General features: G+C 67.3%; 11 protein-coding genes and 1 pseudogene. 1 reads left to right on the top strand and 11 read right to left on the bottom strand.

Annotated features, from left to right (window positions below; all coding sequences use genetic code 11):
* Positions 1-107: 107 nt before the first annotated feature.
* From AC37TH_RS15760 to AC37TH_RS15710, 11 genes and pseudogenes are all read right to left on the bottom strand, one after another.
* Positions 108-380: a PTS sugar transporter subunit IIB gene (locus tag AC37TH_RS15760; protein WP_490765295.1), complete on the bottom strand. Its 273-nt coding sequence runs from the start codon at positions 378-380 to the stop codon at positions 108-110.
* Positions 380-838, bottom strand: coding sequence for a PTS sugar transporter subunit IIA (locus tag AC37TH_RS15755; RefSeq protein WP_490765294.1), 459 nt, complete (start codon positions 836-838; stop codon positions 380-382). The genes AC37TH_RS15760 and AC37TH_RS15755 overlap by 1 nt, the downstream gene beginning before the upstream one ends.
* Positions 839-862: 24 nt before the next feature.
* A pseudogene (locus AC37TH_RS15750) lies at positions 863-1,985 on the bottom strand (adenosine deaminase).
* 25 nt (positions 1,986-2,010) lie between these two features.
* Positions 2,011-3,321 (bottom strand): thymidine phosphorylase, encoded by a 1,311-nt coding sequence (locus AC37TH_RS15745; protein ID WP_490765293.1) that lies wholly within the window; start codon positions 3,319-3,321, stop codon positions 2,011-2,013.
* 10 nt (positions 3,322-3,331) lie between these two features.
* Positions 3,332-3,766, bottom strand: coding sequence for a cytidine deaminase (locus tag AC37TH_RS15740; protein ID WP_490765292.1), 435 nt, complete (start codon positions 3,764-3,766; stop codon positions 3,332-3,334).
* Positions 3,763-5,085 carry an ABC transporter permease gene (locus AC37TH_RS15735; RefSeq protein ID WP_490765291.1) on the bottom strand — a complete coding sequence of 441 codons (1,323 nt, stop codon included), beginning with the start codon at positions 5,083-5,085 and terminating at the stop codon, positions 3,763-3,765. Before AC37TH_RS15735 ends, AC37TH_RS15740 begins: the two co-directional genes overlap by 4 nt.
* A complete protein-coding gene (locus AC37TH_RS15730; protein WP_490765290.1) occupies positions 5,082-6,365 on the bottom strand; it encodes an ABC transporter permease in 1,284 nt (427 codons plus the stop codon). Before AC37TH_RS15730 ends, AC37TH_RS15735 begins: the two co-directional genes overlap by 4 nt.
* Positions 6,362-7,882 carry an ABC transporter ATP-binding protein gene (locus tag AC37TH_RS15725; RefSeq protein WP_490765289.1) on the bottom strand — a complete coding sequence of 507 codons (1,521 nt, stop codon included), beginning with the start codon at positions 7,880-7,882 and terminating at the stop codon, positions 6,362-6,364. Before AC37TH_RS15725 ends, AC37TH_RS15730 begins: the two co-directional genes overlap by 4 nt.
* 192 nt (positions 7,883-8,074) lie before the next feature.
* Positions 8,075-9,157 carry a BMP family lipoprotein gene (locus AC37TH_RS15720; protein ID WP_490765288.1) on the bottom strand — a complete coding sequence of 361 codons (1,083 nt, stop codon included), beginning with the start codon at positions 9,155-9,157 and terminating at the stop codon, positions 8,075-8,077.
* A gap of 186 nt (positions 9,158-9,343) precedes the next feature.
* Positions 9,344-10,480: a magnesium and cobalt transport protein CorA gene (locus AC37TH_RS15715; RefSeq protein WP_490765287.1), complete on the bottom strand. Its 1,137-nt coding sequence runs from the start codon at positions 10,478-10,480 to the stop codon at positions 9,344-9,346.
* Between the two features lie 54 nt (positions 10,481-10,534).
* A complete protein-coding gene (locus AC37TH_RS15710) occupies positions 10,535-11,689 on the bottom strand; it encodes a glycosyltransferase family 4 protein (protein WP_490765286.1) in 1,155 nt (384 codons plus the stop codon).
* A gap of 74 nt (positions 11,690-11,763) precedes the next feature.
* Between AC37TH_RS15710 and AC37TH_RS15705 the strand changes: the two genes are divergently transcribed.
* Positions 11,764-12,888: a mannose-1-phosphate guanylyltransferase gene (locus AC37TH_RS15705; RefSeq protein ID WP_490765285.1), complete on the top strand. Its 1,125-nt coding sequence runs from the start codon at positions 11,764-11,766 to the stop codon at positions 12,886-12,888.
* Positions 12,889-12,922 lie beyond the last annotated feature (34 nt).

Here is a 12,922-nt window from a genome sequence, read left to right as displayed (position 1 = left end):
CGAACGAGCCGTCCGACACGAACGAGTGGTCCCGAATTGCCGCAGGCGCACGCCGCCGCACGGCAATTCGGGACCACTCGTTCATTCGCCGAGCGCCTGGTCGGTCGTCAGCCGAGCGCCTCGTCGAGCTTCTGCTCCAGCTCGTCGAGGTCGAAGTAGTTGTCGACGACGACGATGTCCGCGTTGGTCTGACCGATCTTGCCGACCAGCTCCGGCGAGGTGAGGATGATCTGCGCGTTGGAGGCGGCCGTGGCGAGGCCGGCGATGTCGGAGGCGGTCACGTCCGCGTCGATGTCGAGGCGCTTCAGCACGCGCTCGGCGTTGACCTTCAGGATGCCGGAGGTGCCGATGCCCGCGCCGCAGATGGCGACGATCTTCATCAGGCGGCGCCCTGCTCGCTCGCGGCCATGATCCGCTGCACGGTGTCCGCATCCTGGGCTGCTGCCAGGGCCGGGATCGCCTCCGGATCGTTGAACACGTTCGCGAGCTGGGCGACCGAGGTGACGTGCGCGTCCGGCGACGAGACGGCGAGGCCGATGACCACGGAGACGGGGTCATTGTGCGGGTGCCCGAAGACGACAGGATCGGCCAGCGTGACGACCGAGAGGCCGTCTGCCAGCACATCCGGGCCCGGACGGGCGTGCGCGAGCGCGAGCCCTGGGGCGATCACGATGTACGCGCCGAACTCGTCGATGACCTGGATCATCCGCTCGGCGTAGCTGGGCTCTGTGGCGCCGGAGGCCGCGAGAGCCGCCCCTGCCAGTTCGACCGCTTCACGCCAGTCGGAGGCGTGGGCTCCGAGGAGTATGGCGGAATTCGGCAACGGTGGCAGAGGCATGGCTCAAGCGTAGCTGCCGGCGGGTTACGAACCCTCGAAACCTGCTGTGATGATGTCGGCGAGCTCTTCGCGTTCCTCAAGCGGCAGGAAGGCGGAGCCTGCGGCGTTCAGCTGGAACACCTCGAGGTCGGTGCGGTCGTAGGCGAACGCGTCGGCCAGGATGCTCAGCTCACGCGTCAGCGTCGTGCCGCTCATCAGGCGGTTGTCGGTGTTCACGGTCACCCGGAAGCCCAGCTGGTAGAGCAGGTCGAACGGGTGGTCGAGGATGTCCTCGCCCCACGCAGCGATGGCGCCGGTCTGCAGGTTGGAGGTCGGGCTCGTCTCGAGCGCGATCTCGCGGTCCTTCACCCACTGGGCGAGGTTGCCGAGGGTGACGTAGGTGTTCTCGTCGTCCTGGCGCTCGATCGTGATGTCTTCGGCGATTCGCACCCCGTGGCCGAGGCGCAGGGCGCGGCCGTCGATGAGGGCGCTCCGGATGCTCTCCAGGCCGTCCGCCTCACCGGCGTGCACGGTCGTGGGGAAGAACTGCGAGGCGAGGTAGTCGAACGCGTCGCGGTGGCGCGACGGCAGGAAGCCGGCCTCCGCTCCCGCGATGTCGAAGCCGACGACGCCGTTGTCCCTGTGGCGCACGGCGAGCTCGGCGATCTCCAGGCCGCGGTCGGCGTGACGCATCGCGGTGACGAGCTGGCCCACCCGGATGCGCTTGCCCGTCGCGCGCACGTCCTCGATGCCCTGCTCGATGCCGTCCTGGACCGCATCCACGGTCTCGTCGAGGCTGAGGCCACGGGTGAGGTGCTGCTCGGGCGCCCAGCGGATCTCGCCGTAGACGACGCCGTCCTCGCCGAGGTCCTGGACGAACTCGCGCGCGACGCGGCTGAGGCCTTCCGTGGTCTGCATGACGGCCGTGGTGAGGTCGAAGGTCTTCAGGTACTCGACCAGCGAGCCCGAGTTGGACTTCTCGCCGAACCAGCTGGCCAGCGCGCCGGCGTCGTCCGTCGGCAGTTCGAAGCCCGATCTCCGCGCCGAGCTCGATCACCGTGGCCGGACGCAGTCCGCCGTCGAGGTGGTCGTGCAACGACACCTTCGGCAACTCCTGGATGCTCGTGCCGTCGCTGAGCCTGTACCCGCCGTCTGCTTCTTTACTCATGTTCTTCAATCTATCTCAGCGATGGTCAGGAGATGCGGTCGGCGATGAGGGGGCCGCCGGTGAGGATGGGGTCTCCTGGGGCGCCGATGCGGTATGCGCCGTCGAGTGCTTCGAGCGCGCGCTCGAAGCGGGCGGGCTCGTCGGCGGAGAGCGTGAAGAGCGGGTCTCCGGCGCGGACCGTGTCGCCCGGCTTGGCGTGCAGGTCGACGCCCGCAGCGTGCTGCACCGGGTCCTGCTTACGGGCACGCCCGGCGCCGAGCCGCCACGCGGCGATGCCGAACGGCAGCGCCTGCTGCTCGACGAGCACGCCGTCTCGGTCGGCGACGACCGTGTGCGTCTCCTTCGCCACCGGCAGGGGCGCATCCGGGTCGCCGCCCTGGGCGCGGATGGTCTCGCGCCATTTGTCCATGGCGCGGCCGTCTGTGAGGGCCGCCTCGACATCCACGTCGGTCTTGCCCGCGAGCGCGAGCATCTCGCGCGCCAGCTCGACGGTCAGCTCGATGATGTCGGCCGGGCCGCCGCCCGCCAGCACCTCGACGGACTCGCGCACCTCGTTGGCGTTGCCGATGGCGAGGCCGAGCGGCACGTTCATGTTGGTCAGCAGCGCCGAGGTGGCGACGCCCGCGTCGCGACCGAGGTCGACCATCGTGCGGGCGAGCTCGCGCGACTTCTCGATGTCCTTGAGGAACGCGCCGGAGCCGAACTTCACATCGAGCACGAGCGCGCCGGTGCCCTCCGCGATCTTCTTGCTCATGATCGACGACGCGATCAGCGGGATGGCCTCGACCGTGCCCGTGATGTCGCGCAGGGCGTACAGCTTGCCGTCCGCCGGGGCGAGACCTGAGCCCGCCGCGCAGACCACGCCGCCCACATCCCGCAGCTGGTCGAACATCTCCTGGGTGGTCAGGTTGGCCCGCCAGCCCGGGATGCTCTCCAGCTTGTCGAGCGTGCCTCCCGTGTGCCCGAGCCCGCGCCCCGACAGCTGCGGCACCGCTGCGCCGAAGGTCGCGACGAGCGGCATCAGCGGAAGGGTGATCTTGTCGCCGACGCCGCCGGTGGAGTGCTTGTCGGTGGTCGGCTTGCCGAGGCCCTCGAAGCTCATCCGCTCTCCGGAGGCGATCATGGCCATCGTGAGGTCTTTGATCTCGCGGCGCGTCATCCCGTTCAGGAAGATCGCCATCGTCATCGCCGCCATCTGCTCGTCGCCGACGTATCCGCGCGTGTACGCGTCGATCAGCCAGTCGATCTGCGGCGTCGACAGCTCTCCGCTGTCGCGCTTGGTGTGGATGAGGTCGACGGCGTCGAACGCCTCGACCGTCCCTGCGATGTCGCTCATGTCTTCTTTCCTACTTCGTGTGCTCTGCGGCGTACTCGGTCAGCTGGCGAGGGCCGAACGCATCCGGGAGCACTTCGTCGATGGTGCGGAACCCGGAGACCGTCTCCAGCACCATGCCCTCTGCCGAGTGCTCGTAGAGCAGCTGACGGCACCGGCCGCACGGCATCAGGACGTTGCCGTCGCCGTCCACGCAGGTGAAGGCCACCAGGTGTCCGCCGCCCGACATGTGCAGCGACGAGACGAGCCCGCACTCTGCGCACAGCGTGACGCCGTAGCTGGCGTTCTCCACGTTGCAGCCGGACACGATCCTGCCGCCGTCGACCAGCGCTGCCGCGCCGACGGGGAAGCGCGAGTACGGGATGTACGCGTGCGTCATAGCCTCGCGGGCAGCGGTGCGGAGAGCATCCCAGTCGATGTCCCCGCCGATTTCCGACGGTCCGGTCATGATTTGATGTACGGTTTGCCGTCGGCGGCAGGAGCCCGCGAGATGCCGACCAGGCCGGCGACCGCGAAGATCGTCACGACGTACGGCAGCATCAGCATGAACTCGCTCGGCACCGGTGCGCCGATGATCCCGAGCGTGGTCTGCAGGTACGACGCGAAGCCGAACAGCAGGGCGGCGAGGGTGGCCCTGATCGGGTCCCAGCGGCCGAAGATGACGGCGGCCAGGGCGATGAAGCCCGCGCCGTTCGTCATCTCTTTGCCGAACGCTCCGACCGAGGCGAGCGTGAAGTACGCGCCACCGAGACCGGCGACGGCGCCCGCGAGGGAGACGTTCCAGAACCGGGTGCCGTTGACGTTGATGCCGACGGTGTCCGCTGCCTTCGGGTGCTCGCCGACGGCACGGACGCGCAGACCCCAGCGGGTCTTGAACAGCCCGAACCAGACCAGGAAGACCGCGATGTACATCAGGTAGACGATGATCGTCTGCTTGAACAGCACCGGGCCGATGACGGGGATCTCACTGAGCAGCGGGATCGGCAGGCGCTCGAATCGGGGCGGGTTGTTCAGCACCGGGATGTTGTTCGACAGCACGGTGGAGAACAGGAAGCTCGTGAGTCCAGTGACGAGCACGTTGAGAACGACACCGACGATCACCTGCTCCACCAGGTATTTGATCGCGAACGCGGCCAGCACGAACGACACCAGGACACCGGCGATCATCGCGGAGAGCATACCGATGATGAGCGCGGCGACGACCGGCAGATGCCAGACATGCTGGGCGACGGAGGCGATGAACGCCGATACGAAGGCGCCGGCGAGCAGCTGGCCCTCGATCGCGACGTTCACGACGCCGGCCCGCTCGGAGATGACGCCGCCGAGCGCGCCGAAAACGAGCGGCACGGAGAGGCTGACGCTGCCGAGCAGGAGGCCGGTGAACGGCACGGTGTGACCGGCCGCCGCCCAGGTGAGGAACCCGAACATGAACACCAGCGCGAAAACGATCGCGTACCAGATCGGCACCTTGCGACCGGAGGCGATGTAGAAATAGGACCCGACCGCCAGGAGCACGCAGAGGATGGCGCAGACGATGCTCGTCGCCTGCGTCGGCACCGTCAGGAGCGGGATGGCGAAGAAGTCGCCAGGGTCCGCGAAGCGGAAGCTGCTCTCGCCCTGCCTGGGCAGGAACACGAACAGCACAACGGCGAGCAGGGCGAACACTCCGAGGGAGATCGGTGCCTTCCAGCTCTTGATCTGGGTGCGCTCGAGGACGATCTGGTCACTCGACGGGATACCTGGCTGGGTCTCGGTGACGGTGCTCACTTTGCTGCCACCTCCTTGCTGACGATGGGAAGAGCGGACTTTTTGGACGGGACGCCCGGAGTGGGCAGCCGGAAGATCGCCCGCACAAGCGGCGGCGCCGCGATGAACAGCACGATGAGGGACTGCACGACGAGCACGATGTCGATCGGGATGTCGTTGGCCGCCTGCATCGCGAAGCTTCCGGCTTTCAGTGCGCCGAACAGCAGACCGGCGACGAACGTGCCCCACGGCCGGGAACGACCGAGCAGCGCGACGGTGATCGCGTCGAAGCCGATGCCCGCATCCAGGTCGGAGGTGATGCCCTGCGGGAAGGTGCCGAGCGCCTGGTTGACGCCGGCGAAGCCGACGAGACCACCGGCGATCAGCATGGCGACGAAGTAGACGTTCTTGACGTCGATGCCCGCGACACGCGCCGCGTTCGGGTTCTCACCGACCGCCTTGAACCGGAAGCCCATGGCCGACCTGTTGAGCAGCCACCACACGAAGACGGTCAGCGCGATGACGATGACGAACGCCCAGGTCAGGTTGTACTGGGTGCCGAAGAGCGGCGGCAGGATGGCGTTCGGCTTCACCGGCGGTGACTTCGGGTTGCTCGACCCCGGCATCTGGAACAGGCCGGGTGTGCGGAGGAAGTACGCGAGCAGGTAGAACGCGATGTAGTTCAGCATGATCGTGACGATCACCTCGTGGGCGCCCGTCCTGGCCTTCAGGAGGCCTGCGATACCGCCCCAGATCGCACCACCGGCGATACCGGCCACGATCGCGAGCAGCAGGTGCAGCACGGGGGGCAGGTTGAACGTCCAGCCGACCCATCCTGCGGCACCGGCGGCGATCAGCATCTGTCCGCGGCCACCGATGTTGAACATGCCGACGCGGAACGCGAGGGCGACACCGAGACCACCGGCGATCAGCGGCGTCGCGAATGTCAACGTCTCGGTCAATGGCCGGATGCCCGCCTCGAACGTCGGGCGGCGGAAGTTGTAGATCGACCCCTGGAACAGCGAGACGTATGCACTCGAAACCGAGTTCCAGATCGCCTGGAGCGTGTCTCCCGGGCGTGCGAAGAAGTACCCGGAGGCCTTCTGCACGTTCGGGTCGGTGATGGCGATCAGGATGGCGCCGATCACCAGGGCGATGACGACGGCGAGGATCGAGATGACGACGCTGCCGCCGGCGATGTCGCGCATGGCGACCTGCCAGCGCGAGGGCGGCTCGGCGCCGGTGGCCGGGGTGGGCTCCGGTCCCTTGGTGGGCTCGGGAGCCTGGGCGGTCTGGCTCATGCTGCGAGCTCCACATCCGCCGGCAGCTCGCCGGCCATCATGAGGCCGAGCACGGCACGCGAGGTGTTGCCCGGCACGATTCCTACGATTCCTCCGCGGTACATGACCGCGATCCGGTCGGCGAGCGCCGCGACCTCGTCGAGTTCGGTGGAGACGACGATGACGGGGATTCCCGCATCCCGCGTCGCCACGATGCGCTTGTGCACGAACTCGATGGACCCGACGTCGAGACCACGCGTCGGCTGAGCGGCGACGAACAGGCTGAGCTCGCGGCTCAGCTCGCGCGCAAGCACGACCTTCTGCGCGTTGCCGCCGGAGAGCTTGCCGACCTTCGTGTCAATGCCCTGGGCACGCACGTCGAACTCCTTGATCTTCTCCTCCGCGAACTCGGCACGGTAGCCGAGCTGAAGGTTGCCGCCCTTGACGAACGGTGCGCTGCTCGACCGGTCGAGCATCAGGTTCTCCGCGATGGTGAACTCGCCGACAAGTCCGTCCTCGTTGCGGTCCTCCGGGACGAATCCGACACCGGCGTCGAGCACGCGGCGGACGCTGTGACCCTGGATGTGCTTGCCGTCCAGTTCGATCGTGCCCTCGACACGCGGCTGCAAGCCGAGGATCGCCTCGGTGAGCTCGGTCTGGCCGTTGCCCTGCACGCCCGCGATCGCGAGGATCTCGCCCGCCTTCACGTCGAAGCTGACGTTGTTGACGACGAGCTGGCCGATCGGGTCGATCACCGACAGGTCGCGCACGATCAGTGCGGGGGCTCCGGGATGCGCGGGCTCCTTGTGCACGGTGAGTTCGACGGCGCGGCCGACCATCATCGATGCCATCTCGGTGTTCGTGGCGGTCGGCTCGGTCTCGCCGACGACCTTGCCGAGGCGGATGACCGTGATGCGGTCGGCGACCTCACGCACTTCGCGCAGCTTGTGGGTGATGAAGATGATGGCCGTGCCCTGCTCCTTGAGCTGGCGCATGATCGCCATCAGCTCGTCGGTCTCCTGCGGGGTGAGCACAGCGGTCGGCTCGTCGAACACGAGCACCTTGGCGTCGTGCGAGAGCGCCTTGATGATCTCGACACGCTGCTGGACGCCGACGGGCAGGTCTTCGACCAGCGCATCCGGATCGACGTCGAACCCGAAGCGGGCCGAGATGTCGCGCACACGGGCGCGGGCGGCGTTCAGGTCGAGGCGTCCGGCGAAACCGGTCTCCTCGTGACCGAGCATGACGTTCTCAGCGACCGTGAACACCGGGATGAGCATGAAGTGCTGGTGCACCATGCCGATGCCCGCCTTCATGGCGTCGCCGGGTCCGGCGAACTGCTGGACGGCGTCGTCCAGCAGGATCTCGCCCTCGTCGGCCTGGTAGAGGCCGTACAGGACGTTCATGAGGGTGGACTTGCCTGCGCCGTTCTCGCCGAGCAGACAGTGGATCTCGCCAGGTTCGACCGTGAGGTCGATGTGGTCGTTTGCGACCAGGGCACCGAACCGTTTGGTGATGCCGCGAAGTTCGAGCTTCATTCGGGTGGGGTTCCTTCTCTACTCGCCCGGGTGGAGCGATGACGCGCGGGAAAGGAGGATGGCCTCGATGCGCGTCTTCACCCTACCTTTTTGCACATATGTCAGTGTGTGCTCAGTTGAGCAGCTGTCACAAGGGCCAAAAGACCGGGGAGGCCAGCGCGAGCTGACCTCCCCGTTCGTGCACTGTCGCTTCTACTGCTTGGGCGACGACGGCGACTCGACCGTGATCGAGCCGTCGATGATGCCGGCCTTGATCTTGTCGAGCTCGCCCTGCAGCCCCTTGTCCACCTTCGACTCGAAGTTGTGGAAGGGGGCCAGCCCGACGCCGTCGTTCTTCAGCGTTCCGACGTACGGCGTGTTGGTGAACTTGCCGTTCGCGGCATCCTTGACCACCGAAGCGGTCGCGGTGTCGAGGCCCTTCATCACCGAGGTGAGCAGGATGTCCTTGACGCTCGGGTCGGAGATGAAGACGTCGGTGTCGACGCCGACCATCGCGATGTCCTTACCGGAGTCCTTGATCGCCTGCGCAGCCGACTGGTAGATCGGACCACCGACGGGCATGATCACGTCAGCGCCCTGGTCGATGATGCCCTGAGCCGTGGTCTTGGCCGTGTCGTTGGCGTCGAAGCCGCCGGTGAAGGCGCCGTTCTGAGCCTTGACATCCCAGCCGACGACCTTGACGTTCTTGCTCTTCTGCTGGTTGTAGTACGCGACGCCGTCCGCGAAGCCGTCCATGAAGATGGTGACCGTCGGGAACTGCATGCCACCGAAGGTGCCGACGATGCCGGACTTCGAGAAGCTCGCAGCCGCGTAGCCGCCGAGGAAGGCGGCCTGAGCGGTGTCGAAGATGATCGGGCGCACGTTCTTCGCCGTGATCTCGTTGTCGTCGACCGTGGCGAAGTTGATGTCCGGGTTGGCCTTGGCGGCCTTCTCCGTCGCGTCCTTCAGGTTGAACCCGACCGAGATGATCAGGTTGCAGTTCTGGTCGACCATGCTCTGGATGTTCGGGCTGTAGTCGTTCGCGTTCTTCGACTCGGCCTTCTTGTACTTGATGTTCAGGCTCTTCGTCGCGTTGACCATGCCGTTGTAGCTGGTCTCGTTGAACGACTTGTCGTCGAAGCCGCCGGCGTCGGAGACCATGCAGGGAAGGAAGTCGCTCTTCGCGGCTCCCGTGGTCGAAGTGTCCGACGGTGCAGCCGAACACGCGGCCAGCATCGACATGACGCCGACCGCTACCAGGCCGAGCACTCCGGCCTTACGGGCTGTGATTGTCAAGGTGGTGTCCTCCAAGATGCAGGCCTCCGCGGGTGAAGGAGGCCGTTTGCTGTTCACGTTACCGAATGTGACGAACGGCTCCGTTCGAAAAATCGGCTTCTTCATGTAAGCGTTACAAATGCACGCCTGTTTGGCACCTGCTCATTTGAGCAATCTGTCCCTCGCGTCTACCCCCTAAAACCGCCCCTACAACCACCCGCGCTTCTTGAACACGAAGTACAGCAGTCCGCTGAGGCCCAGCATGGCCAGGACCGCCATCGGATATCCGAACGTCCAGTCGAGCTCCGGCATGTGGGTGAAGTTCATCCCATACACACCGGCCACGAGCGACGGGGCGAACAGGATGGCCGCCCACGACGAGATGCGCTTGACCTCCTCGCCCTGCCGATGCGACGAGCGTGCGAGGTTCTCCATCTCCTCGTTCCTTCGCTCGGAGACCAGCGTGGAGTTCACCGTCAGGATGTCGCGCAGCAGCTGCCGGAAGCCGTCGACGCGCTCGTTGACGACCGTGAGGTGGTCGGCGACGTCGCGCAGGCCGCGCTGCAACTCCTGGGTCACGCCGTACTTCGACGATCCGTGCTCCAGCGCATCCATCACCGCTGTCAGTGGATGCGTCGCCCTCTGGAAGTCGATGACCTCGCGGGACAGCTCGTAGATGCGCCGCGACACCAGTGCGTCTCCGCCGAACACCTGCGTCTCGATCTCGTCGATGTCGTTGGCGAGCCCGGCGACGACCGGGCTGTACGCATCCACCACCGCGTCGATGATGGCGTAGAGGATGGCCTGGGTGCCGAGGGCGAGCAGCTCCGGCTCCCTCTCCATCCGCTGCCGCACATGGGAGAGGTCCGGCGACTCGCTGTGCCGGACGGTGATCACGAAGTTCGGCCCGACGAAGAGGTGCAGCTCTCCGAAGTCGACCTCCTCGGGGACGTCCAGGTAGTTGGCCGCTTTGAGCACGACGAACAGCACGGTGTCGTACCGCTCCAGCTTGGGACGCTGGTGGGCGACGATCGCGTCCTCGATGGCGAGCTGGTGCAGGCCGAACTCGTCGGCGAGCGACATCAGTTCATCGGCGCTCGGACGGTAGAGCCCGATCCAGGCGACGCCGTCCTCCGTCGCGTCGAGCGCGCGGTAGGTCTCGGAGAGGCTGCGGGGGGACGCCACCCGGTGGCCGTTGGAGTAGATGGCGCTGTCGACCATGCTCGCGCGGGTCTGGCGCGCAGGATTCTGCTCGGACGACGTGGACTCGGACGGAGGGTCCACCCGGCGGGAGCGGGAGACGAAGGGCATTGCGATGCCGCGTCGATTGGTGTTCGAGGCCATGAGTCACCTCCGAGGTGGTGCGTACGGGTGGACGGGCCATGCGCGCACGGCCACCTAACTGTACGCGCGCTGTCTGCCCGGGCGCTGGACCCGCGTGCGATGACCGGCGATCACGCTCTGGTAGTGCCCGACGAGCTCCGAGCAGATCGACTCCCAGCTCCTGCCGAGCACCGCGCGCCGACCGGCCTCGCCCATCCGGAGCCGCAACGGCGCGTCCGCCGCGAGCATCTTCACGGCGGCCCGCAGCCCCCTGTCGTCGGACGGGGGCACCAGCAGGCCGTCGACGCCGTGCTCCACCAGGTCGATCGGCCCTCCTGCCCTCGGCGCAACGACCGGGATCCCGGAGGCGTGCGCCTCCTGGATGGTCTGGCCGAACGTCTCCTCCGTGCCGGCGTGTACGAACATGTCAAAACTCGCATATGCCGCCGCGAGGTCGGCGCCGCCCAGCCTGCCCAGCCAGCTCACCGGCATCCCGCGCAGTTCGGAGGCGACCGATGCCCTGGACGGACCGTCCCCGACGATGGCGAGCTGCAGACCCGGTATGCCTTTGAGAGCACGGAGCCGTTCGACCTGCTTCTCCGGCGCGATGCGTCCGACGTACCCGACGACCAGTTCGCCGTCCGGCGAGAGCTGGTCGCGCAGCGCGATGGCGGGAGCGCTTCTGCGGTTATTGGGGTGGTAGCGCTCCAGGTCGACGCCGCGGCCCCAGCGGGCGAGACTGCGGACGCCCGCCGTCCGCAGGTCGAACTCGGAGGCCGCGGACGGCACGAGCGTGAGGTCGGCGCCGTCGTGCACCCAGCGCACGAACTTCCACGCGATCGCCGACGTCATGCCGAGGCCGTTGCGCCTGGCATATCCAGCGACGTCCGTCTGGTAGATCGCGACGGACGGAACGTCCAGCCTGTTCGACGCCGCGATGGCCTGCGCGCCGAGAAGGAACGGAGAGGCCGCGTGGAGCACATCCGGCTCGAACTTGGCCAGGATGCGCTGCACCTGCGGACTCGGAAGCCCCACCGGGAACTGCCGGTACGCGACCGACGGCACCTGGTGGATGCGGAAACCGGCGTACTCGGCGGGTGCGCCGGCGTCCGGGCACACCACGATCGCCTCGTGGCCGTGCGCCGCCAGATGGTCGAGGACCATCCGGACGCTGGTGGTGACCCCGTTGACTGTGGGGAGGAAGCTCTCGCTGACCACCGCTACGCGCATACCGCCAGGCTAGGCAGCCGCGATGACACGGGCGTGAACAGCCGGTGTCCTGGAGCGCTCGGTAGTCTTTCGGCATGGCACACACCACCAGCGCGCTCGACCGCTTCTACGCGGTGATCCCGGCGGGCGGCATCGGGTCCCGGCTCTGGCCGCTCTCCCGTGCGGACGCACCCAAGTTCCTGCACGACCTCACCGGCTCCGGCCAGACGCTGCTGCGCGACACCTGGGACAGGCTCGCCCCGCTCTCCGGCGAGCAGCGGATCATGGTCGTCACCGGCCGCGCCCACCGGGCGGCCGTCGAGACGCAGCTGCCGACCCTCGCCGACCACAACGTGGTCCTCGAGTCCGAGCCGCGCGACTCCACCGCCGCGATCGGCCTGGCCGCCGCCATCCTGGAGCGCAGGGAGCCCGGAGTGATCATCGGCTCGTTCGCCGCCGACCACGTCATCAAGAACCTGCCCCTGTTCGGCGCCGCCGTGCGCGAAGCCGTCGCCTCCGCCGATGCCGGTTACATCACGACGATCGGCATCAGGCCGACCGAGCCGGCCGTCGGCTTCGGCTACATCCGCACCGGGGACGCCCTCGTCATCGACGGTGCGCCGAGCGCCCTGTCCGTGACCGAGTTCGTCGAGAAGCCGGACCTCGAGACGGCCGAAGGCTACCTGTCCAGCGGTGCATACCTCTGGAACGCGAGCATGTTCATCTCCCGCGCCGACCGCCTCCTGGAGGAGATCGGCCGGTCGAAGCCGGAGCTGCTGGCCGGGCTGCTCGAACTCGCCGAAGCGTGGGACGACCCGGCCACGCGTGGTCCAGCCGTCGACCGCATCTGGCCGGGGCTGGAGAAGATCGCCATCGACTATGCCGTGGCGGAGCCCGCGGCCAGCCGCGGCGTCCTCTCCGTCATCCCCGGCTATTTCGACTGGGACGACGTCGGCGACTTCGCCTCGCTCGCCAAGCTCAACTCGGGCGGACGCAAGTCCGACCTCGCGATCCTCGGCGAGAACGCCCGCGTGCTCTCTGACGCCTCCAGCGGCATCGTGGTCAGCCAGTCCGGCCGCGTTATCAGCCTCATCGGCGTCAAAGACATCGTCGTCGTCGACACCCCGGATGCACTGCTCGTCACCACGAGCGAGAACGCCCAGCGAGTGAAGGCCGTCGTCGACGCGCTCAAGCTGACGGGGTCGAGCGACGTGTTGTAGTTCGACGGTCATTCCGATGCGCTAGCGTGCGCTA

Source organism: Leifsonia sp. McL0627 (assembly GCF_058244615.1).
Note: the sequence above shows the minus strand (reverse complement) of the source record. Positions and strands in the feature narration are given on the sequence as shown.